Annotated in this window: 21 protein-coding genes and 1 tRNA gene; 12 read left to right on the top strand and 10 right to left on the bottom strand. The window is 73.2% G+C overall.

Going from position 1 to position 22,271, the window contains the following annotated elements; translation table 11 throughout:
* Positions 1-30 precede the first annotated feature (30 nt).
* The 4 genes from GQ466_RS30365 (at position 31) to GQ466_RS30350 (ending at position 2,958) form a co-directional block, all read left to right on the top strand.
* A tRNA-Val gene (locus GQ466_RS30365) sits at positions 31-102 on the top strand.
* Between the two features lie 975 nt (positions 103-1,077).
* The gene (locus GQ466_RS33035; protein WP_161106526.1) at positions 1,078-1,794 is read left to right on the top strand and encodes a DUF11 domain-containing protein; all 717 of its coding nucleotides are present in this window, start codon (positions 1,078-1,080) and stop codon (positions 1,792-1,794) included.
* 172 nt (positions 1,795-1,966) lie between these two features.
* Positions 1,967-2,500, top strand: a complete 534-nt coding sequence (locus GQ466_RS30355) for a hypothetical protein (protein WP_161106525.1) — start codon at positions 1,967-1,969, stop codon at positions 2,498-2,500.
* Between the two features lie 50 nt (positions 2,501-2,550).
* Positions 2,551-2,958 (top strand): hypothetical protein, encoded by a 408-nt coding sequence (locus GQ466_RS30350; protein ID WP_161106524.1) that lies wholly within the window; start codon positions 2,551-2,553, stop codon positions 2,956-2,958.
* An 830-nt stretch (positions 2,959-3,788) separates the two neighbouring features.
* Here GQ466_RS30350 and GQ466_RS30345 read toward each other — a convergent pair.
* Positions 3,789-4,808, bottom strand: a complete 1,020-nt coding sequence (locus tag GQ466_RS30345; RefSeq protein ID WP_161106523.1) for an Lrp/AsnC ligand binding domain-containing protein — start codon at positions 4,806-4,808, stop codon at positions 3,789-3,791.
* Between the two features lie 112 nt (positions 4,809-4,920).
* On the opposite strand from GQ466_RS30345, the gene GQ466_RS30340 reads away from it, so the two are divergent.
* The 6 genes from GQ466_RS30340 to GQ466_RS30315 all read left to right on the top strand — a co-directional run bounded on the left by GQ466_RS30340 (position 4,921) and on the right by GQ466_RS30315 (position 10,752).
* Positions 4,921-6,348: an MFS transporter gene (locus GQ466_RS30340; protein WP_161106522.1), complete on the top strand. Its 1,428-nt coding sequence runs from the start codon at positions 4,921-4,923 to the stop codon at positions 6,346-6,348.
* A 13-nt stretch (positions 6,349-6,361) separates the two neighbouring features.
* Positions 6,362-7,150 carry an alpha/beta hydrolase family protein gene (locus GQ466_RS30335; RefSeq protein WP_161106521.1) on the top strand — a complete coding sequence of 263 codons (789 nt, stop codon included), beginning with the start codon at positions 6,362-6,364 and terminating at the stop codon, positions 7,148-7,150.
* Entirely contained in the window at positions 7,147-8,013 is an 867-nt protein-coding gene (locus GQ466_RS30330) for an alpha/beta hydrolase fold domain-containing protein (protein ID WP_202421338.1), read from the top strand. The genes GQ466_RS30335 and GQ466_RS30330 overlap by 4 nt, the downstream gene beginning before the upstream one ends.
* Positions 8,010-8,975, top strand: coding sequence for a nucleoside hydrolase (locus GQ466_RS30325; RefSeq protein ID WP_161106520.1), 966 nt, complete (start codon positions 8,010-8,012; stop codon positions 8,973-8,975). The genes GQ466_RS30330 and GQ466_RS30325 overlap by 4 nt, the downstream gene beginning before the upstream one ends.
* Positions 8,972-9,880, top strand: coding sequence for a PfkB family carbohydrate kinase (locus GQ466_RS30320; protein WP_161106519.1), 909 nt, complete (start codon positions 8,972-8,974; stop codon positions 9,878-9,880). Before GQ466_RS30325 ends, GQ466_RS30320 begins: the two co-directional genes overlap by 4 nt.
* Before the next feature lie 194 nt (positions 9,881-10,074).
* The gene (locus GQ466_RS30315) at positions 10,075-10,752 is read left to right on the top strand and encodes a hypothetical protein (protein WP_202421337.1); all 678 of its coding nucleotides are present in this window, start codon (positions 10,075-10,077) and stop codon (positions 10,750-10,752) included.
* A 48-nt stretch (positions 10,753-10,800) separates the two neighbouring features.
* Here GQ466_RS30315 and GQ466_RS30310 read toward each other — a convergent pair whose 3' ends face one another.
* From GQ466_RS30310 to GQ466_RS32535, 9 genes are read right to left on the bottom strand one after another with little or no spacing between them, the layout of a single operon-like run.
* Entirely contained in the window at positions 10,801-11,811 is a 1,011-nt protein-coding gene (locus GQ466_RS30310) for a sugar phosphate isomerase/epimerase family protein (protein ID WP_161106517.1), read from the bottom strand.
* Positions 11,812-11,815: 4 nt separating this feature from the next.
* On the bottom strand, positions 11,816-13,303 hold the full coding sequence (locus tag GQ466_RS30305) for a GMC oxidoreductase (protein ID WP_161106516.1): 1,488 nt from the start codon (positions 13,301-13,303) through the stop codon (positions 11,816-11,818).
* Entirely contained in the window at positions 13,300-14,325 is a 1,026-nt protein-coding gene (locus GQ466_RS30300; protein ID WP_161106515.1) for a sugar phosphate isomerase/epimerase family protein, read from the bottom strand. Before GQ466_RS30300 ends, GQ466_RS30305 begins: the two co-directional genes overlap by 4 nt.
* Complete coding sequence (locus GQ466_RS30295) at positions 14,322-14,720, bottom strand: C-glycoside deglycosidase beta subunit domain-containing protein (protein WP_161106514.1); 399 nt, start codon at positions 14,718-14,720, stop codon at positions 14,322-14,324. The genes GQ466_RS30300 and GQ466_RS30295 overlap by 4 nt, the downstream gene beginning before the upstream one ends.
* A gap of 12 nt (positions 14,721-14,732) precedes the next feature.
* Positions 14,733-15,440: an ABC transporter ATP-binding protein gene (locus GQ466_RS30290; protein WP_161106513.1), complete on the bottom strand. Its 708-nt coding sequence runs from the start codon at positions 15,438-15,440 to the stop codon at positions 14,733-14,735.
* Entirely contained in the window at positions 15,437-16,204 is a 768-nt protein-coding gene (locus GQ466_RS30285; RefSeq protein ID WP_161106512.1) for an ABC transporter ATP-binding protein, read from the bottom strand. Before GQ466_RS30285 ends, GQ466_RS30290 begins: the two co-directional genes overlap by 4 nt.
* Positions 16,201-18,195, bottom strand: a complete 1,995-nt coding sequence (locus tag GQ466_RS30280) for an ABC transporter permease subunit (RefSeq protein WP_161106511.1) — start codon at positions 18,193-18,195, stop codon at positions 16,201-16,203. Before GQ466_RS30280 ends, GQ466_RS30285 begins: the two co-directional genes overlap by 4 nt.
* Positions 18,196-18,223: 28 nt before the next feature.
* The gene (locus GQ466_RS32540; protein ID WP_161106510.1) at positions 18,224-18,898 is read right to left on the bottom strand and encodes an ABC transporter substrate-binding protein; all 675 of its coding nucleotides are present in this window, start codon (positions 18,896-18,898) and stop codon (positions 18,224-18,226) included.
* Positions 18,895-19,509, bottom strand: coding sequence for an ABC transporter substrate-binding protein (locus tag GQ466_RS32535; protein ID WP_161106509.1), 615 nt, complete (start codon positions 19,507-19,509; stop codon positions 18,895-18,897). The genes GQ466_RS32540 and GQ466_RS32535 overlap by 4 nt, the downstream gene beginning before the upstream one ends.
* 241 nt (positions 19,510-19,750) lie before the next feature.
* Between GQ466_RS32535 and GQ466_RS30265 the strand changes: the two genes are divergently transcribed.
* Both GQ466_RS30265 and GQ466_RS30260 read left to right on the top strand, forming a co-directional pair.
* On the top strand, positions 19,751-20,989 hold the full coding sequence (locus GQ466_RS30265) for an ROK family protein (protein ID WP_161106508.1): 1,239 nt from the start codon (positions 19,751-19,753) through the stop codon (positions 20,987-20,989).
* Positions 20,986-22,158 (top strand): Gfo/Idh/MocA family protein, encoded by a 1,173-nt coding sequence (locus GQ466_RS30260; RefSeq protein WP_337193683.1) that lies wholly within the window; start codon positions 20,986-20,988, stop codon positions 22,156-22,158. Before GQ466_RS30265 ends, GQ466_RS30260 begins: the two co-directional genes overlap by 4 nt.
* Positions 22,159-22,271 lie beyond the last annotated feature (113 nt).

Genomic DNA, 22,271 nt, shown 5'->3' with positions numbered 1-22,271 from the left:
CGACGGAACGCCCCAGCGGCACCCCGTCCCGGGCGATTAGCTCAGTGGGAGAGCGCTTCGTTCACACCGAAGAGGTCACTGGTTCGAACCCAGTATCGCCCACCTCTCAAGGCCTGCCCCAACCCCCAGGTCAAGCCAGGTGCCCTACGCGCACTACTCCGCAAGCTGCCAAAGCCCGGAGCAGTGCAAGCGCAGAAGCCATCGGGTCACCGCCCACACCCAACCCAGCGGCCCAACGACGAGCACACCCAGCAGCTCATCGAGCAGTACCGATCAGGTGCCACCGCCTACGAGCTGGGCGAACGATTCGGCGTCCCCGGCAGACGGTGAGCCGGCTCCTGAAGCGCCATAACATCACGATGCGCATGAACGGCATGAGCCCCTTCGTCGCCGACGACGAACCCGTGGTCGGCGCCCACGAGACCGCCCCGACTTCTTCTTCGCCGCGGGCCAAGGCGGCTACGGAATCCAACTCGCCCCCGCTTTGGCACGCCTGACCGCCGGCCTGCTGCCCACCGGCGCGGTTGCCGCCGGGCTCGCGAAAGCCGGAATCACGGTCACCGCTGTCGGTCCCGACCGACTCGATGCCACTCCACCACCGTCAGCCAAGTAAGACTGGCCAGCTCGGTCTTGGCCATAATGCGGTCCCGGGTGCCCGGATAGGCCAGGTCGAACAATGCCCTCACCCGGTCGGCGGGGCCGAGGCCGTCCCGCCGGCCCCGTCGATGAGTAGTCGGTCCGGCCGTCCTGGTTGCGGTGGGCGGGCGTCGGCCAGGATGCGGCGAGCGGGCCGGTTGCGGGCGAATATACCAATGGTCGGGTTGGTGAGGGTTTGGGCGGTTGAGGGTGAGACGGGAGTGGCGGTGGTGTGGGTGGGCGGGCGATCGGGTTCGTGAGAATTTCATGGCGGCTGGCGGGTGTTCCTGTTGATCTCGTGGGGCCGGGTCCTTTCCGGATGTTCCGGGAGGGTGCGGGCGGAAGGCCGGGCCGGGGCGTCTTGTTCCCGTGGTGTTTCCGGCCCGCCGTGGGCCGGCGCGGGCAGGCGCCGGTGAAAGGGAGGGAACCCGTGTCGAAGCGGTGACCGACTCGGCCGACCCCGTCACTGTCGGCACCAGCTACACCTACACGATCTCCTACGCCGACTTCCAGCTTTGGGACGGCGACATCACCCTGTCGGGCGCGTCCGCCTCGGTCACCGCCGTGTCCACCTCCAACCCCAACCTCAGCTGCCACGCCGCCTCCGCCACTTACGTGTCGTGCGCCGCCTCTCCGGTCATCAACACCCCCGGTACCATCACCCTGACCGTCTCACCCGCAGCGGCGGGCACGGTGACCGTGACCGCCCGGCTGGCGAACTGCTGCTCCGACTTCTACGGGTCGCAGTCCACCACGATCAACCCGGCGGGCACCGATCTGGCCGTCAGCCTCACCGCCCAGCCCCATCTGGGGATCCTGGTGCCGTTCCTGCACTACACCGCCACCGTCACCGACAACGGGCCCTCTCCCGCGACCTCGGCCACCCTGACCGCGACCCTCCCGGCGGGCAAGACCGCCACCGGCCTGTCGCCAGGCTGCGCTTCCAGTCCCGGCACCGTCACCTGCACCACCGGCGCGATCGCCGTCGGATCGTCCGCCACCGCCACCTTCGACCTGCCGCTGAGCATCCTCAGCCTCAGCACCATCTCCGTCACCGCCACCCGCACCGCCTCCACCCCCGACGACACCACCCCGGCCAACGACACCGCCACAGCCACCTGCACCGTGATCTCCATCCTGCTGGCGTCCTGCCCATGACCGGGGTCCGGCCCGCATAAGTGGATCTTGATGTCGTTCACGGTGGGCCTGCTCAGTTAACGGCTCTGTCGCTCATTCGGTAATGGCGGGGGGTGCCGGCCGGTCACGCCGAGGGATGGTCGAGGATGACGGTCTCTTGCCCGGAACGCGCCGTCGAGACCGGGCAGACCCCGTGGTGCGAGCGAACCGTGCGCTGCCCGGGTCGACCAAGCCCGGCTGCATCATCCCCGAGGCGCTGCCGGTCATGCTCTACAAGCTCAACGGCCCGTTCCTCGAGCTGGCCAAGCACATCGCCGCGGCACAGAAGTCCCGCCTGGTCGGCGCCTACTCCGAGAAGGGCAAGAAGGCCACGGTGCTGAATTGTCTGGTCGATGCCGGCAAGGTGAAGCAGAACCGTGACCGGTCATGCCCCACAGGCCGAGGAGCGTATCCACGCCCGGCGGGCAAGTCGTGCGACGAGTACCTGTTCGCCTCCACCTATCAGGGAGCCAAGACCGCAAACTCCGACACCAGTCCGAGCGCGCTGCGCCGCACCCTCTCCCGGTGCCGTCTCCCCCGGGCGGTGCCACGAACCGAACCGGGCGCAAGGGCTACAGCATGCATGATCAACGCCAAGCAGAACAGCGACGGCGGTCGCGCGCTGGACAACTTCTACGTCGATCAGCGCGTCCTGGACAAAGACGCGTTCCACGTGTGGATCAAGTGACCCGTGCGTGAGGGACCGCGCTGATTTTCACCGGCACCCACACCGGCGAGGTGACGGTCACCGTCGAACTGCTCGACCAGCCGCCGCCGCTGAGCACCGGCTCCTGGAAGGACGTCGTTGACATCAACGTGCCCGCCCCGGCCGGCGAACTGCGCGTCACCGGCCTCACCGCCGAGACCGACGCCGAGCACCTGCTGCCCGCGCTCAGCCACGCGGGGCCGGGAACCTACCGGCTGCGGGTCCACGCCCGCGGCCGGGACACCGATCCCGCCGCCAGCGAAAACTACGACTGGGACGCCGTCGAGGAAGACGTGGTCGACGACTACGACGACGCCGAGGACCAGACCGACCCGGCCGACGAGTTCCTGATCGCTGTCTGGCCCGCCTCCCACGCGCCGCCCGTCAGCCACAAACTCACCGGCGTCTACGGCGCGGAACTCCGGGGCGCCTCCCTCTGACCTCGTTCGGGTGCGGCCCTGAAGCGCAGCCGTTGCTGCTTCCGGCGGAACAGACGGGCCTGGCAGACTTATTCGCCGATGCACAGAATTGCGGATGATGGAAATCTCGGCGCTGTGGCGGGCTTTTCCGTTCACCCACGCCATTGATCAACGTCGACCGAAGGGTTTCGGGGTTCTGGAAGCGTCCCCGGGGTGTTGCGATCGCGCGACTTGCGACATCGCATATGTGTTTCCGAGCACATGCCATAACAACGGCACCTCGTCATGCCTGGCAGGTAGGATTCTTGTCGATCCTCGCATTATGGGCGCGTTCCGATCTTGCTCAGCCGGCCGGGATCGCCTGCGGCCACGAACCGCAGGATCTTGACGAAGTCGGCGACGAACTCCCAGCTGTTCAGGTGCGGACGGCCCGGCTGCAGGTGCTCCCGACACCGTCGACTTGGCCATTTCCCCCACTCGGGTCTGCCCTGCCGCGCCGTCCACCGGCAGTACTCGTCCGCGGCGCGTGTGAGGTCGGCTTGCTTGTCCGCCCCCCGCGTGCTCCATCGCCGACCGCATGTCGGCGGCGAACCGGCCGACGACGTCCACGCCCGCGCCCTACAAGCGCCCCACGTACGTGGTCTTCGCCGAGGGTCTGCCGAAGAAGCCGAGCGGGAAGATCCTTCAAGAAGGAGCTGCGGGAGAGGCACGTCGGCCTCGCGGGATGAGCTGGCGTCAGCCGTTTCGGAACGCGGCTACGCCCTTGGCCTGCGCGGCGGTCTCTGGCACGGGCCTGCCTCGCAGGGCGCGTACGCGGGGGGTGTGGGAGGGAGTATGGCGCGTGCGGCGTCTCAGGGGGTGGGGCGGCGGACGTCGGTGGACACCACCTCGCGGGCGTGGCCGCCGGGGTCGACGAGTCGGCTCATGATCCGGACCGGGCGCAGCACGACCTTGCGGTCCGTGGTCTCCAGGTCGGGCAGGTTCTCGTTGAGTCGCGTGTCGAAGGTGTGGATGTCCGCCAGGTCGCGGAACGTCGCCTTGAAGATGATGTTGTCGGGGCCCGCGACGGACGTGACGGCCTTGACGGTCGGGAGTGCGGCGAGCGCGCGGGCGGTCGCGTCGCGGCGCCGGCCCGGGACGCGCGCCGAGTACCAGGCGGTGAGCGGCGTGGCCGTTCGGGACGTCGCCATCTCGACCATCATGCGGACCGCGCCGAGCCGGGTCAGTCGGGCGAGCCGGCGCCGCACCGTCGCCTCGGCGGCGTCGACGTCCCGGGCGAGGGCGCTGACCGGACGGCGGCCGTCGCGGCTCAGCGCGTCGCAGATCGCCCGGTCGAGGTCGCCGATGGCGGCGGACGCGCCGCCGAGCCTGCCGTGTTCGGGTACGGGAAGGCTGTGGAGGGCGGCGCTGTCGAGAGAGCCCGCGCCCACGAAGTTCCCCTCCGCGTGGACGACGAGGATGGGGTGGGTCTGGACCGAGGTGACACCGGGCGTCCCGCCGAGGCGGTCGAGGACGTAGGAGGAGAGCGCGGCGATGCCGTCGGCGCCGACGGTGACGAGGACGTCGGCCGCGCCGGTGGTCACGTCGACGAACAGGGCCTGCGGGTCGCGGGCGATCGTCTCGGCGACGCGGGTCGCGGCGTCGGGGGCGCAGGTGAGCGCGACGACGGCCGCGGCGAGGGAGCTGACGAGCACCGGGTAGCAGGTCACCCACGCGACGCCGGCGTCCTCCAGGCGTTCCCAGCGCCGGGCGGCCGTGCTCGCGTCGATGCCGACGAGCGAGCCGATGACGGCCCACGAGGCGCGTGGAGACCGTTCGACGGCATGGACGACCGCCAGGTCGATCTCGTCGATTCCGGTGGATTCGCGCACGCACCACAGCCTAAACGACGGTTTCCAGCATTTTCTGGCACTCATCTGTCGCCGGGGTGAGGATCGGCCCACGCCGCCCACGAGCGGCCCGCTCTCCCCACGGAGTGTCACGATGGTCTCTTCCGCAACCGCCCGGACGGGCACGGCGCGCGCCGCGTCCCCCGTCGTCCTGGTGATCGTCCTCCTGCTCGCCATCAGCGCCTTCCAGGTCGCGGCGATGATGATCACTCCGGCGCTGCCGTCGATCGGGCGGCGCCTGGACGCGTCCCCGACGCAGATCTCCCTCGAACAGAGCCTGTTCTTCGCCATCGGCGGGCTCACCGCCGCCGCGCTGCCGCTGAGCGACCGGTTCGGACGGCACCGGATGCTCGCGGCCGTCCTCGCGCTCGGCGTCGCGGGCAGTGTGCTCGTCGCGGTGTCGTCCAGCCTGCTGCTGTTCGACATCGGCCGGTGGATGCAGGCGACCGGCGTCATCGCGCTGCCGCTGTCGTACCTGATCCTGCGCGACCACGTCCCCGCCGACCGCTACCCGCTCTACTTCGGCTGGCTCAACGCCCTGAACACCGGAATCACCGGCTTCGACGGGTTCATCGCCGGACGCATGACCGACACGGTCGGCTACCAGGGGATCTTCTGGATCGCCGCCGCGGTCGGCGCGGTCGCGCTCGTGTGCGTCCTCGTGGCCGTCCCCGCGACGGCGGGCGTCACCGGGCGGACCGACTGGACGGGCATCGCGACGCTCGGCGCCGGCGTGGTGGCGATCTCCACCGGGCTCGCCCAGTCCGGCGAGTGGGGCTGGACGGGAACCGGCACGCTCGTGCTGCTGGGCGCCGGCCTGGCCCTGGTCGCCGCGTTCGTCCTGGTGGAGCGCGCGTCGGCGCACCCCCTCGTGCGCGTGACGCACCTCGCGAACCGGCGCGTCTGGGGGCTCGCGCTGATCGTCCTGGTCGGCATGGCCGGGTTCATGGGCGCCACCGCCCTGCTCATGCCGTACTGGGCACAGCTCCCGAAGGCCGCCGGAGGGTTCGGGCTCAGCGCCACCGACTACTCCCTCGCCATCCTCCCCGGCACGTTCCTCGCGATGTGCCTCGCCCCGGCCACCGGGGTCGTCGCACGCCGGGTCGGCTGGCGTCCCGTCCTGGTCGCCGGGACGGCCGCGGCGGGCGCGGGCCTGGTCGCGCTCACCCTCACCGTCCACGCGACCGTGCCGGCCTTCGTGTTCGCCGCCCTGGTCATGTGCGTGTTCGCGGGCGCCACGATGACGGCGGCCAGCGGGCTCGGCGTGCTGTTCTCCCCCGCCGAGAGCCCGGCGTTCCTCCCCGGCATCGTGTCGGTGATGTTCTCGTTCGGGTCCTCCCTCGGCTTCGCGGTCGGCGGCTCCGCGCTCGCCCGCGACACCGTCGAGGTCCCCGGCGCCCCGCCGATCCCGACCGAGCACGCCTTCACGACCACGTTCGCGCTCATGGCCGGGCTCGTGGTCGTCACGGCGGTCCTCACCGCCCTCGTCCCCCGCGTCCGCACGGCCGCGTCCCCCGCCTGAGCAAGGACCGACGATGACCGACCACCCCATCACCGTCCCCTCTCCGCAGGGCGGCGTCCCCGCCGCCCTGACCCGTCCCAACGGCGACGGGCCCGCCCCGGCCGTCCTGCTGCTGCACGGCACCGCCAGCCACCGCGACGAGGTCGGCGGAATGTTCGCCCGCCTGGCGTCCGCCCTCGCCGCGTCCGGCGTCGCGTCCCTGCGCATCGACTTCGCCGGATGCGGCGCCAGCACCCGTCCGCAGACCGACCTCACCGTCACCGGCGAACTGTCCGACGCCCGCCTGGCCTATCGGTGGCTGCGCGGACGCGACGACATCGACGCCGACCGCGTCGCCGTGCTCGGCTTCTCCCAGGGCGGCATGATCGCGGCGCTGCTCGCCGGGGCCGAGCCGGGGCTCGCTGGGCTGGCGACGTGGTCGTCCGGCATCGCCGACGGAGCGTTCGCGCCCTTGGCGCCCGCGTTCGCCGGGGCCGGCGACCACGCCACCGTCGACCTCGGGTTCACGCGGTTCACGTTCTCCCGCGCCTGGTGGGACGAGATCCGCGCGATCGACCTTCGGGCCGCGCTCGCCGGCTTCGACCGGCCCGTGCTCGCCGTCGCCGGATCCGACGACGACGCGGTGGACCCGGCGGCCTCCCTCGCCCTGGCGGGCGCGGTCGCGAGCGGCGACGTCACCACCGTCAAGGTCGCCGGCGCGGACCACATCTTCAACGTCCTCGGTCCGGGCGAGGACCGGTCGTCCGCCGTCGTCGCGCTCACCGCCGACTGGTTCGCGAGCCGCCTGGACGGTGCCCGGTGAACCCCGTCGAAGCCGAGCTGTACCCCTATCCCGACTTCGAGTTCCCCGAGCCCGAGCGGGCACCCGGCCGGACGCGCCACCGGGACGCGATCGTCGCCCGGCTGCGCGGCTTCCGGCCCCTGCTGCTCGACATCGACGTCCCGGACGCCGAAGGACCCGTCCCCGTCGTGGTCTGGCTGCACGGCGGCGCATGGACCTGGGGCACCAACAAGCACACCGCCGGGCCGTTCTCCACCGCGCTGATCCGGGACCGGACGGTCGCCGCCGGCCTCGCCTTCGCCTCCGTCCAGTACCGGCTCAGCGGCGAGGCGTCCTGGCCCGCGCAGCTCCACGACGTCAAGAGCGCCGTCCGCTGGCTGAAGCACCACGCCGCCGCGCTGGGCGTGGACCCCGGACGCGTCGGCGTCTGGGGCGAGTCCGCCGGGGGGCATCTCGCGGCGCTCCTGGCCACCACCGGCGACCGTGCCGAGCTGGAGGGCGAACAGGGCGTCACCGGACCGTCGAGCCGGGTCCACGCGGGCGTCGTCTGGTACGGACCGTCCGACCTCACCACGATGACCGACGGACCCGCCGCCGCCCTCCTCGGCGACCGGCCCGACCTCGCGCGCGAGGCCGGCGCGCTGCACCACGTCGACGCCCGGTCCGCCCCGCTGCTCCTGGTCCACGGGGCCGCCGACACGGTCGTCCCGGTCGAGCACAGCGAACGGCTCGCCGCCGCCTGCGCCGCCCACGGCGTGCCCGCCGAACTCGTCGTCGTCCCCGGCGCGGGCCACGCGTTCGCGGGGACCGACCCCGAACCGTTCATCGACCGCGGCGTGGCGTTCCTGCGCCGCGTCCTGCGCCGAGGGGAGGAGACCCCGTGATCCCCGTCATCGCCGACGTCGACACCGGCCTCGACGACGCGCTCGCCCTCGCCTACCTCACCGCGACGCCGCACGCCGACCTGCGCGCCGTCACCTGCGTCGCCGGGAACACCCACGTGGAACAGGTCGTCGCCAACACCCTGACCGTCCTGGACGGGGTCGGCGCTCCCCCGGTGCCCGTCGCGACGGGCGCGCGCCGCCCGCTCGTCAGCCCGCCGCGGCACGCCCACGGCTTCCACGGTTCGGACGGGCTCGGGGACCTGGCGCTCGCGCCGTCCGGGCGCCGTCCGGTCCCGGGCGCGGCCGTCGACCTCATCCGCACGACCATCGAGCGCAGCGCCGAACCCGTCACCCTTCTCGCCCTCGGCCCGCTCACCAACGTCGCCCTGTTCCTGCGGACGTTCCCCGACCATGCGGCGCGGCTCGCCCGCATCGTGTTCATGGGCGGCGCCCTCGCCGTCGGGAACGCCACGCCCGTCGCCGAGTTCAACGCCTGGCACGACCCCGAAGCCCTCCACGTCGTGCTGCACAGCGGCCTGCCCGTCACGATGTACGGGCTGGAGGTGTTCGAGCGTCCCCGCCTCGCCCGGTCCGCCGTCGCCGCCTGGGCGTCCTCGCCCCATCCGCCGCACCGGTTCGTGGGGAGCCTTCTGACCGCCTACGGACGGCACGATCCGCTCGCCGCGCCCGTCGGAATCGGCGACGCGGGCGCCGCGTGCTACCTCGCCCGCCCCGAGAACGGCACGGTCGAACGGCTCCCGACGACCGTCCAGCTCGCCGGGACCGGACGCGGCCAGACGATCGTGGACCGGCGCGCGCGCAGCGGGGAGTCCGAGCAGCACGCCGGCCCCGGCCAGGCCCCGCCGACCGACGTCGTCACCGAGATCGACGCCGACGCCGTCGCGGCCGACTTCACCACCGCGATCAACGCCCTCGCGCACGAACCGGCCGGCCGGGCATGATCGCGGTCGTCGGCAGCCTCAACCAGGACCTGACCGTCGCCGTCCGGCGCCTGCCCGCCCCCGGCGAGACCGTGCCGGGCGGGCCGCCCGTCGCCCGCCCCGGCGGGAAGGGCGCCAACCAGGCGGTCGCCGCCGCCCGCGCCGGCGGCACCGTCACGATGATCGGACGGGTCGGGGACGACCCCGAAGGGACGGCGATGATCGCGTCCCTGCGCGCCGAGGGAGTCGACACCGCGCACGTGCGGCTCACGGCCGGCGTCCCCACCGGGCGGGCGCTCATCACCGTCGACGAACACGGTGAGAACTCCATCGTCGTCAGTCCCGGGGCCAACGGCTCGGTGACGGCGCTCGACGTCGAGGCGGCGGCGCCCGTCCTCCGCCGCGCCGACGTCACGCTGTTCCAACGGGAAGTGCCCGACGCGGCCGGCCGCACGGCCGCCCGGCTCTCCGGCGGGCTGATTCTCTACAACCCGGCACCGGCCGACGTCACGGGCGACATCCCGCCCGGCACCGACCTGGTGATCCCCAACCGCGTCGAACTCGCCACGCTCGCCCGGACCCCCGTTCCCGCGACGCTGGACCAGGTCGTCGCCGCCGCCCGCCGACTGACGCACCGCGCGGACTTCGTCGTCACCCTGGGCGGCGACGGAGTGCTCCTGATCGACGCAGCGTCCCACCTCCATCTGCCCGCCTTCCCCATCGTCCCGATCGACACCACCGCGGCGGGCGACACCTTCTGCGGGGCACTCGCCGTCGCGCTCGCCGAGGGCCGCGACCTGCGCGCGGCGGCGCGCTGGGCCGCCGCCGCAGCCGCCCTGTCCACCACGCGACGCGGAGCGCTCTCCTCCAGCCCGTCCCGCGCCGAGATCGAAACACTCGCGCGGAGCCGGGCGACACGACGTTGAGATCGATCTTCGCCGCCGTTGTCGCGGGCGAACCTGCCGGGCCGCGGCTCGTCCGCAGGGACCGGACGAGCCGCGGCGCGGGCCTGTTGCGGGGGTAGACTTCGTTGTGGTAAGCGGGCGGCGAAGCACCCGGTGGTGAGGAAGGCCCGATGACACCTCGACCGTGTACGGACGGCACGTTGCGGCATCTGTCCGTGGACCTGGACCTCGACGACACGCCCGGCGCGGACGGCGGGGAGAAGGGTCTCACCCTGTGTTCGACTCCGGAGCGTCCGGTGTGGGGCAGCGATCAATGGGCGATCGACATCGCGTACAACCTGCATCTCAGTGACACGTGCGTCGACATCGCCGCGTTGCCGCCGTGTGCGGAGTGCCTGCGGGTGGCGGAACTGCCGGCCGACCCTGATGCGGCGCCGCCGCTTCATCGGAGGGCTCCCCGGCCGGACTTCGCCTCCGGGTTCACCGGTGATGAGATCCGGGGAGTCCTGGACATCGACATCGTCACCGGCGCCTCGCTCGGCCGGCGGGCCGCCGTGCATCTGCTGACCTTCACCAAAATTCCGGACCAACCGGGCTTCGGTGACCTCGTGGGCATCATGGACCTGGTGTGGGACATGGGCGACATCGTGCGGATGGGGCAGGTCACCGATTGGGCGGCGGTCGTCGGCTTCGCGGCGGACGCCGACGTGCCGGATCGTGACCGGCGGATGGTCGCCGTGGCCGCGAGCCTCGGCGGCGGGCCGCCGGTCGGCCTCGAAGCCGCCGTCGCCTTCGTCGATGATCCGGCGGCGGCCCGGCGGGCGATCGAGGCGATCGCGATCGCCACCGGCCACGGCGACCGGTGGGAGCTCACCGAGAGGCCCACCGCCTGACCTGCCCCGGCGTGGCTCGAGGGGCGCCGCCGCGAAGGCGGGGCGCCTTCACGGGGAACCAGGTGGGCCGAAGGCGGCGTCGAAGCGGGTCGTGGACGGCGCGAAGTCCAGGCTGCGCAGGAACGCCAGGCTCGCCGGGGCGCCCTCGTCGCGCGACATTCCCGAGTCCTCCCATTCCACGGAGATCGGGCCGTCGTAGCCGATCGCGTTGAGCATCCGGACGCAGTCCTCCCAGGGCACGTCGCCGTGGCCGACGGACACGAAGTCGAAGCCCCGGCGCGGATCGCCCCACGGCAGGTGGGACCCGAGGACGCCGTTCCGGCCGTCGAGGACGACCCGGGTGTCCTTGCAGTCGACGTGGAAGATCCGGTCGCGGAAGTCCCACAGGAAGCCTCGCACGTCGATCCGCTGCCACATGAGGTGCGAGGGGTCCCAGTTGAAGCCGAAGGCGGGATGACCGGCCACGGCCTCCAGCGCGCGGTGCGCCGTCCAGTAGTCGTAGGCGATCTCGGACGGGTGGACCTCCAGCGCGAACCGGACGCCCTCCGCCGCGAACACGTCGAGGATCGGCGTCCAGCGGGCGGCGAAATCCCGGTATCCGGCGTCGATGACGTCCTCGGAGACGGGCGGGAACATGGCGACGAACGGCCAGATGCTCGACCCGGTGAAGCCGACGACCGTGTCGACGCCGAAGGCTCGCGCCGCGCGCGCGGTCGTCTCTAGGGTCGCGGCGGCCCGCCGCCGGACGCCCTCGGGGTCGCCGTCGCCCCAGACGGAGGCGGGCACGATCGCGCGGTGGCGGGCGTCGATCGGGTCGTCGCAGACGGCCTGGCCGACGAGGTGCGCGGAGATCGCCCAGCAGCCGAGGCCGTGCGCGTCGAGGATCGCGCGGCGCCCGGCGACGTAGGCCGGGTCGTGCGCGGCGCGGTGGACGTCGAAGTGGCGGGGGTCGCAGGCGATCTCCAGCCCGTCGAACCCCCAGCCGGCCGCCTTGCGGCAGACCTCCTCGAAGGGCAGGTCGACCCATTGCCCGGTGAACAGCGTGTGCGGTCGCGGCATCGGTTCACCTCCCCTTTCCGGACGTCAGCGCCATCGCCTCGACCGACCGGACGACCAGCGCCACGGCGGTGAGCGTGGGATTGCAGGCGGTGGCCGTCGGGATGACGCCGTTGCCGCCGACGAACAGGTTCCGGAATCCCCAGACGCGTCCGCGGTCGTCGCAGACGCTCGTGCCGTCGTCGGCCGGCCCCATCCGCACGCTCCCCTGGTAGTGCAGTGAGCTTCCCGCGGGGAGCAGGTCGGGGACGCGGGTCTGCTCGCCGAGGTCGGCGGCCAGCCCTTCCAGTTCCTTCACCGCGCGGCGCACCTGTTCCCGGTCGGCGTCGGTGAGCCCGTAGTCGATGTGGATGCGCGGGAGACCGTAGGCGTCCGGGTCGTCGTCGTCGAACCGGACGCGGTCGTCGGCGCGGACGTCCTTCGGCAGGAACCAGCCGAGGCCGACCATCGGCCGCGGGTCGGGCGCGTCGCCCACGTGGATCGCGATGGGCGACGCGTCGAGCTGCATGACCTGGCCGTGGAACGGGTGGACGTCGTCGGCGAACGGCACCCAGGACACGCCGGTGAGCGCGTCGCGCGGGTCGGTCGCGTCCCGGACGGTCGTGGACGGCAGATCGACGCGCGCCCCGACGACGACCTGCGGCTGATCGTTGAGGTACCGGCCGAGCGCGGGCAGCCGCAGCCCGGACGCCCAGAGGAGCTGCGGGGTGCGCAGCGCGTCGCAGGCCACCGCGACCGTGCCGGCCGAGATCGTGGACGCCTCGCCGGTGCGCGCGTCCACGATCTCGGCGCCGGTGACGCGGTCGCCGTCCAGCAGCAGGCGGCGGGCGACGGCGCCGGGGCGGAGCGCGACCCGGCCCGCCGCGGCGCCGAGGATCGTGTCGGCGCCGGCCCAGCGCGGCGGCCCGTCCGGAGAGGGAACGCAGGCGAGCGGCATCGGGCCGGTCCGGCGCCCGGCGGGCAGCCGGTGGTCGTAGCGCTCGGCGAGCGTCCGGCGGACGGCGTCGCCGGTGGGCGTGGGACGGAACCCGGCGGTCGTGGCGCGGAGGAGGCGTTCGGCGACGTCCAGGGCGGCGTCCATCTCGCCGGCGTCGATGAACGGCACGCGCTCGCCGCCGCCGGGACGCGGCACGGCGCACGTCCAGTGCGCGCCCATGCCGCCGACGTTGGCGGAGTACGCGGCGGCGGGCATCCCGTCCTGGCCGTCGCCGGTCCCGTCGTCGTCGCGGATCAGGACCGTGCCGGGACGGGCGTGCAGCGGACGGGCGCCGAACGGCCGGAACCCGTCCGGCTGCGGCCCGCTGACCCGCTCCTGCAGCTCTCTGCGCAGCGCCGCCGGGACGTTCCGCACGTTCTCCCCGGGGACGTCGGTGAGGCGCGGACCGGCCTCGACGATGAGGACGGACGCGTCCGGGGCCGTGTCGAGGGCGCGGCGGGCGAACGCGGCGCCCGCCGGGCCGCTGCCGATCACCAGAAGGTCCACACGTTCCGTCATGACGCCGCCAGGGACGCGAACACGCGTTCGCTGAGCCGGTGCTGCGCGGCGACCATCGCGAACGGGTCGTCGGTCTCGTTCCAGTGCCAGCCCTCCCATTCGGTCGAGATGTACCCCTGATAGCCGGCGTCCACGAGATCGCGCAGCAGGATGTCGTGCGGCGCCGAGGGCTCGGCGCCGTCGGCGTCGATGTCGTAGAACTTGCCGTGGACGTGGACGACCCACGGCATGATCTGCTTCCAGTCCGCGGGGTCCATGTGGCCGAACAGGCCGACCGAGTTGGTGCCGATCCGGACGGACACGTCGTCGCCGCCGAGGCGTTCGTTGATCTCGCGCATCCGGCGGAAGCGGGCGCCCTGCTCGGCGTCGTCCATGATGAGCGGTTCGGCGTGGAAGGCGTTCCACTGGTCGCGGAAGGCGGTGAGCAGCTCGTCCGGGACGCCCTTGTCCCGGTAAGTGCGCAGCAGGCTCGGCGGAAGCTGCGTCAGCGAGGCGCCCCAGTCGGGGATGAAGCCGAGACGCGGCGAGCCGAGCCGTTCGTACCGTTCGAGGAGCGCCTGGATCTTGGGGTGGCCGACACTGTGCGGGCTGTGGATCTCCATGCCGAGCGTGAGGTCCAGCCGTTCGGCGTGCGGGAGGAGGCGTTCCATCAGGTCGGGCGTCACCGAGTGCTGGACGCGGACGACCGGGAATCCGAGCGTGCGGGCGGCCTCCAGCTGGGCGAGCATGTACTCGACCAGCTCGTCCTCGGTGAGCAGCCGGTCCTGGCGCAGGCCCGCGTCGGCGTTGGCGCCGAGGCACGACAGCTCCAGCCCGGCGTCGTCGACGAGGCGGCGGAAGCGCGCGGCGAACCCGTCGGGGAGCCGGGGGAAGCCCTTGATGCTCTGGAAGCCGACGACCTCCAGCCCCGGGCCGAGGCCGCGCTCGCCGACGATGCGGATCAGGTCCTCGAAGGTGTACTGGCGGGCGTGGAAGTACGGGGTGAAGCTGTAGAGCGTCACGCCCAGTTTCGGCGGGGTCATACCGCGGTCTCCTTCACGGACATGGTCTTGACACAGCGCTCGGTCATGAGCAGCGGCTTTCCCGCCACCGGCAGGTACGGGATGCGGACGCCGAGGACGACCTCGACCTCGTGCGCGGATCCGGGCGGGACCTCGGCGGCGACGCGGACGACGCCGTCGTCCAGCACGTACCAGGACTCGTCCCAGTCGTCGCGGGCCGCGGCGAGCGACCGGGCGCGGCCGTTCACCTCGAACGAGATCGCGTCGGCGGGCGCGCGGACCCCGTCGAGGGCGACGTCGAGCTGCTCGACGGCGCTGACGGGCAGCGCCCGGTACCACGGCAGCCGGACGGCCAGCGCGTAGCCGCCGGGCGTGACGGTCAGCGAGCCGTCCACGATGATGCGTTCACGGAACACGGTGTTCCTCCTTCACAGTGCGGTGGCGCCGAGATAGCTGGAGACGAGCACGTCCCGTCTGGCCAGCAGGTTCGCGGCGGTGTCGTGTTCGGCGAGGCTGCCGTGGGACAGGACGCAGCCCCGGTCGGCGGTCTCCAGGGCGAGCTGCACCTGCTGTTCCACCAGCAGGACGGCGGCGCCGGACTCGTCGGCGTAGCGGCGCACGACCGGCAGCAGGCGCTCCACGATGACCGGCGCCAGGCCCTTGCTCAGCTCGTCGATCATGAGGACGGCCGGGCGGCGGGCCAGCGCGCGGGCCATGCCGAGCATCTGCTGCTCCCCGCCCGACAGCAGCCCGGCGCGGCGCGAGCGCAGCGGCTCCAGTTCGGGGAAGTACCGGTGGGCGAGCGCCGGGTCGAGCCCGTGCAGGCGCAGGTGCTCCTCGACGGTGAGCCCGTGGAAGACGCCGCGCCGCTCGGACATGTGGACGAGTCCGGCGCGGGCGATGTCCTGCGGGCGGAGCGCGCCGATGTCGCGTCCGTCCAGCAGGACGGTTCCCGCCATCGGGGCGATCGTCCGCGAGACCGCGCGCAGCGTCGTCGTCTTGCCCGCCCCGTTCGGGCCGAGCAGGGCGACGACCTCCCCCGCGCCGACGGTCAGGCTGAGGTCCCGCACGACGGCGGCGCCGAAGTAGCCCGCCGACAGGCCGCGGACCTCCAGGCGCGGGGACGGGCCGGTCATGGGCGGTCTCCTTTTCCTCGCCGGTCCCCGCGCGCGGTACGGCCGAGGTAGGCGGCGATGACGGCGTCGTCGTCCTGGATCTCGCGCGGCGTTCCCTCGGCGAGGACGCGGCCGAAGTCGAGCACGACGATCCGGTCGCAGACGCCGAGCACCAGCGCCATGTCGTGGTCGACCAGCAGGACGCCGGTCCCGGTGTCCACGACGGTCCGCAGCCGGGTCGCGAGCAGGCGGCTCTCCGCGGTGTTGAGCCCGGCGGCGGGCTCGTCCAGCAGCAGCACGCCGGGGTCGGCCGCGAGTGCGCGGGCCAGGTCGACCATCTTGCTCTGGCCCGCGGACAGGCCGTCGGCGGGACGGTCCAGGAGGTCTTCGATGCCGAGCAGTTCCGCGACGCGCTCGTCGTGGCGGGCCCGTCCGCGCAGCACCTCGGCGAGCGTCCGCCGCCAGTCCGGACGGTAGGCGCCGACGGCGAGGTTCTCCCGGACGGTCAGGTCGGCGTACAGGTCGGCCGCCTGCCAGGACCGTCCGAGCCCGGCGCGGGCGCGGGCGTAGGCGCGGCGTCCGGTCAGGTCGCGGTGGCCCAGCCGGACGGTCCCGGTGGCGCGGGTGAACCCGCAGACCGCGTCGATGAAGGTCGTCTTCCCCGCGCCGTTGGGGCCGATCAGGCCGACGAGCTCGCCGGGCGCGACGGTCAGGCCGACGCCGTCGAGGGCGGTGACTCCCCCGTACCGGACGGTCAGGCCGCGGACGTCGAGTGTCTGGTTCATCCCGCCGCCTCCGCGACCGCCGCGATCCGTCCGGGCTCCTTGCCGGCCGGCGGACCGTTCCGGGACTTGCGATGGGCCAGCGCGATCCCGCCGGGCGTCGTGGTGACGGTGAGGATGAGGGAGACCCCGGCGAACAGCAGGAGGTAGTCGGCGGGCAGGCCGAGGTAGTCCTCCATGATCGTGGCGGCGACGCCGCCGGACATGAGCATGCCGCCGATCAGCGCGCCCTTGATGACCGAGATGCCGCCCAGGTAGGCCAGGGCGATCAGCACGAGCGTGTTGACGATGCCGAAGTTGGCCGGGTCGACCGAGCCGAAGTTGTAGGCGGTGAGCACGCCGACGACGCCCATCAGGAACGCCGAGATGACGAACGCGGTGACCTTGACGGCGGGCACGGAGATCCCGGCCGCGGCGGCGGCGCGCTCGCCGGACCGCACCGCGAGCATCCGCTGGCCGAGGCCGCTGCGCCGCAGGTTGGCCACCGCGACGCAGCACAGCGCCGTCACGAGCAGGCACACCAGCCCGAACAGCGGGCTCGGCGGATGCGCGGCGTTCAGCGGGAACGACCCGGACGGCCCGAAGTCGATCCCGAACAGCACCGGCGACGACACCGGGGAGCCGAGGCCGCCGGCGCCCCACGACGGGTTGTGGAACCCGAAGTTCTGGAGCGCCACGGCCGCCGCGAGCGTGAGGATCGCCAGATGGACGCCGCGGACGCGCATCGCGGGCAGGACGTCCACCAGCCCGAACACGGCCGCGGCGGCGACGCCCAGCAGCGGCGCCCAGGGCGGCCCGATCCCGAGGTCGATGCCGATCTTGGACACCACCAGCCCGGACAGGCCCGCGAACGCGAACTGGGCGAGCGACACCTGCCCGACGTACCCGGTCAGGACGACCAGCGAGAGGCAGGCGATCACCGCGATGAGCGTGTTGACGAGCCCCTGCCGCAGGTCGAACGGCAGGATCAGCAGCGCGACCGCGCCGACGGCGACGCCGATCGCGGTGGGCCGGGCCACCCGGCGCGGCGCGGGCGCCGGGGGAAGCCGGGGCTCGATGTGGGCGCCCCGGTCCGGCAGGCTCGTCCCGCGCCACATCAGCGCGCCCGCGATGACGAGGAAGAACAGCACGTCCGGCAGGCCCGGCATCGGCAGCCCGTTGGACGTGGGGAACCACGGCAGCGTCTGCAGGTACAGCGCGACCGCCTGGAGCGCGCCCATGCCCAGCCCGGCCGCCGCCGCGACGGTGAAGGACGTGAAGCGGGCGATGAGCGCGGCGCCGAGCGCGGGCACCACGGCGAGCGCCAGGGTGGTGGGGTCGAGCTGGGTCATCGGGGCGACGAGGATGCCGACGGCGCCCGCGAGCGCTCCGGCGAACGTCGTGTTCAGCAGCGACAGCCGCCGGGGCGACAGGCCGGACATCATCGCCTCGGCCTCGTTCTCCTGCGCGGCGCGGGTGGCCAGCCCGAACCGGGTGCGGCGGTAGGCGGCGGCGAGCGCGAACCCGGCGGCCAGCGCGAGGCCCGCCACCTCAAGGCGCACGACGGGGACGGCGCCGCCGAGAATCCTGACGCTGCCGCCGGCGAGGACCTGGGGGGCGGTCTGGCCCGTCCCGCCGAAGCGCAGCACGACCAGCGCCTGGACGGTGAGCATCAGCCCGACCCCCGCGACGAGCTTGGCCAGCGGCGCCGAGGTGCGCAGCCATTTGAGGACGGCCACGTCGACCAGCGCGCCGAGCAGCGCCGACAGCGCGACCGCGAGCAGGAAGGCCGGGACGACGGGCACCGGCCCGCCGAGGCCGGGATAGACCAGCGGCAGCAGCAGGTGCCCCTCGCGCAGCCCGTAGAAGGTGTAGGCGCCCCACATCGCCATCGCCCCGGCGCCGACGTTGATGACGCCCGCGCCGCGGTGGGTCAGGACGAGGCTCTGCGCGAGTCCCGCGTACAGGGCGCCGGGTCCGGCGCCGAGGAGGATGAAGAGGATCAGTCGGTCCACGTGAAGTCTCCGGTCGTCCGTTCCGCCGTCACGCGGGGAGGTTGATCCAGCCCTGGGACGCGTCGGTCCACTTCCCGCCGCCCTCGTAGCGGTAGTACCGCGCCGCCTGGGCGCCGAGGGTCGGGAACGGCGCGATCGAGCCGAACTTCAGAGTCGGCGGTCCCATGAGCAGCGGCCCGGTGTACGCCTTGGCGGCGGCGGAGATCTTCTCGACGGTGAGCGCGTCCGGCCCGGCCGCCTGAAGGATCTTGGCGGCGGCGAAGATCGCCGCCATCCCGGCCGGGGCGTTGATGCCCGTCTCGGTGTTCTTCGGCGCGTACTTGGCCATCACGGCGCGGTAGAGCCCGACGTGGCCGGACGGGTCGGGCGCGTTGACGTTCAGCAGCGAACCGCTGAAGATCCACTTGGGCAGGTCGCCGAGCGCCCTGCGGACGGCGCCGGACGCGCACAGCCCGGACGCCACCAGCGGGATCGTGATCGCGGACTGCTCGTAGGCCTTGGCCATCGCGATGCACGCGGTCGGCGTCACCGCGATCGGCATGATCACGTCGGCGTTCCCGGCGCCGACGGCCTGCATGGGGCTCATCAGGTCGGCGCTGCCCGACGGGTAGGTCGTCAGCTTGACCGTGAGCCCGCGCGCCTCGATGCCCGCCTTGATGCTCTTGGCGATCTCCTGGTTGCCCGGGTTGTCGTCGGCGATCATCGCGACGGTCTTCGCCTTGAGCTGGTGTCCAGGAAGATCGGGGTGGACGCCCGCCCGGCCAGGGAGCTGGCGTTGAGCGCGTAGGTGTTCTTGGCCGTCACGTCGGGTCCCGGGTTGGCGACGGCGACGAGGTCGGGTTTCCTGCCGTCCAGGGTCGCGTGCAGGGACTGGGTGCCGACGTTGAGGCCGCCCTGCACGACGAGCTTGATCGCGTCGTCGGCGAGCATCTGCTGCCCGCAGCGCTGTCCCTGCGACTCGGCGGAGACGATGTCGCAGGTCGCGAGCTTCACCGGATGTCCGCCGACGCCGCCGAGCTCGGCGTTGAGGTAGTCGGCGGCGGCCTTGGCGGCGACGGTGAATTCGGGGTTGGAGACCGGGCCGCCCTGCTGGTTGACCAGGCCGATCGTGATCGGCGAACCGGTGGCCCGGCCCGTCCCGGCGGCGCCGGTGACGGTCTTGGCCAGCGCCGCGTCGATGGTCGTCGGCGCGGCGGGCTCGCCTACCGCGCCGGTGCCGCCGTCGTCGGTCGCGCAGGCGGTGAGGCCCATCGTGAGGCCCACGGCCAGGGCGAGGGCGGTCAGGCCCAGTCCGCCGATGGGGGTTGCGCTCATGCTCAGCTCCTGGATCTGCATGACCGTCGGTGTCGCCGCTGGTCATGGGGGGTGGGGCGGGCCGCCCGCGAAGGCCGGTCCGCGACGGCGCCGGTGCTGGTCGCCCAACCGCTACGCCGGAAACTGTTGAACTTTTGCCGGATTTCGAGGAAAGTAGGCCAGCAGATCACATAAGTCAACCCTTGCGCACCGTGAGGAGACCCGATTGAAAGCGCCCACCGGCGGCCGGAACGAGACGCGCGTGTCCCCGCCGAGGCCCGTGGCGGCGGACATGTCGGCGGCACTCGTCGACCTGGTCCGCACCCGCGGGCTGACGACGACCAACGACCTGTGCGACGCGACGGGCATGGGCCGCACGGTCGTCGCCCAGCGCATCGCCCGCCTGGTGGACGCCGGGCTGCTCGCCCACCGGGGCAAGGGCCGCTCGACCGGCGGACGCGCCCCCCGCGAGCTGCGGTTCCGCCACGAGGCGGCGACCGTGTTCGGCGTCGAGGTCGGCGTCACCGGGCTCACCGTGGGCCTGGCGACGCTGGACGGCGCGCCGCTGGAGGTCCGCGAGGCGCCGTGGGACGTGACGCGCGGTCCCGAGGAGACGCTGGCGCGGGCCGAGCGCATGATGGACGAGATCCTCGCCGCCCGTCCCGGATCCGCCCCGCTCGCGGGCATCGGCGTGGGGCTGCCCTGCCCGGTGGAGTTCGCCAGCGGACGGCCGGTGTCTCCGCCGATCCTGTCCGGCTGGGACGACTTTCCCGTCCGGGAGCGGCTGGCGGCGCGGTTCGGCGTCGGCGTGTGGGTGGACAACGAGGTCAACGCGATGGCGCTGGGCGAGCTGCGCAGCGGGATCGCCCAAGGCGTGGACGACTTCATCTACGTCAAGGTCGGCACCGGGATCGGGGCCGGGCTCGTATCGGCCGGGCGCCTGCACCGGGGGGCGCAGGGCTGCGCGGGCGACATCGCGCACCTGTGCCTCGACCCGGCGTCCACGCGGCAGTGCCGGTGCGGGAAGACCGGCTGCCTGCAGACGTTCGCGAGCGGCAGCGCGCTCGGCAAGGCCGCGCTCGACCTCGCCGAGCGCGGCGCGAGCCCGGCGCTGGCGCGGCGGCTCGCCGAGGCCGGCACCGTGACCGCCGCCGACGTCAGCGCTTCCGCCGCGCACGGCGACCCGGACTGCGTCGACCTGATGAGCACGGCGGGCGCGCAGCTCGGCGAGGCGCTGACCAGCCTCGTCAACATCTTCAACCCCGCGCTGGTCGTGATCGGCGGCGGCGTCTCGCTCGCCGGGGACCTGCTGCTCCCGTCGCTGCGGAAGATCGTCTACGCGCGGTCCCTGCCGCTGGCGACCCGGGACCTGCGCGTCGTCCTGTCCGCCCACGCCGACCGGGCGGGCGTGGTCGGCGCCGCGCTCACCGCCGTGGACGAACTGCTCGGCCCCGCGCACCTGGACGGCCTCGGCGCCCTGCTCACCGGCGCGGACGCGTGACCGCGCCGCGCGCGGGGCTCGTCGGCGCCGGCATGATCGCGGCCGTCCACGCCCGCGCCGCCCGCCTGAACGGCGTCCCGGTCACCGGCGTCGCCGCGTCGACGCCCGAGCGCTCGCGGCGGGCCGCCGCGCGGCTGGGCGCCGCGCGGGCCTTCGACTCCCCCGAACGGCTCATCGCGTCGGACGACGTGGACGTCGTCCACATCTGCGCCCCCAACCACCTGCACGCGCCGCTGGCCTCGGCGGCGCTGCGCGCCGGGAAGCACGTCGTGTGCGAGAAGCCGCTCGCGATGGACACCGCCGAGGCCGCCGACCTCGCCGCGCGGGCGCGCGACAGCGGGCTCGTCGCGGCCGTCCCGTTCGTCTACCGCTACTACGCGCTGGTCCGGCAGGCCCGCGCGCGCCTGCTCGGCGGCGCCGCCGGCGACGTCCGGCTGATCCACGGCGGCTACCTCCAGGACTGGCTGCTGGACGCCGACGACGACAACTGGCGCGTCGACGCGTCCCTGGGCGGCGCGTCCCGGGCGTTCGCCGACATCGGCTCCCACTGGTGCGACCTCGCGCAGTTCGCGTCCGGCCACACCATCGTCGGCGTGACGGCGCGGACCCTGCGCGCGCACGCCGAGCGGCGGCGCGCGCCGTCCCGCGTCTCCTTCTCCCGCGCTCCGGCGGCCGGGTCCCTCGCCGCGGTCGACACCGAGGACGCCGTCGCCGTCCAGTTCGCCACCGACCGCGGCGCCCTCGGCTCCCTGCTGGTCAGCCAGATCTCCGCCGGGCACAAGAACCGGCTGCGCATCGAGTTCGACGGCGCGGCCGAGTCGCTCGCCTTCGACCAGGAGCGGCCCGAGACGCTGTGGCTCGGCCGCCGGGCCGGCACGGAACTCCTCGTCCGCGACCCCGCGGTCCTCTCCCCCGACGCGCGGCGCCTCACCGTCCTGCCCGCCGGCCACCCGGAGGGCTACGAGCGGTGCTTCGAGGCGTTCCTCGGCGACGTCTACACGGCCGTCCGCACCGGCGCGGCGCCCGAAGGGATGCCCACCTTCGACGACGGCCTCGCCGCCGTCCGGCTCACCGACGCCGTCCTCCGATCCGCGACCACCGGAACGTGGACGGCCGTCCCCACGGACGCCGCCCTTCCGCCGGGCCGGAACCCGAACACCAACCCATGATCAACGGCCCTCCCAAGCAGGGCCGACGTTTCAATCCAGGAGTTTTGATGAGTGGCACGATGACGGCTGTCCGGATCTACGAGCACGGTGGGCCGGAGGTGTTGAAGGTCGAG

Origin of the sequence: Actinomadura rayongensis (assembly GCF_009831215.1) — a bacterium.
Taxonomy (GTDB): Bacteria; Actinomycetota; Actinomycetes; order Streptosporangiales; family Streptosporangiaceae; genus Spirillospora; species Spirillospora rayongensis.
Note: the sequence above shows the minus strand (reverse complement) of the source record. Positions and strands in the feature narration are given on the sequence as shown.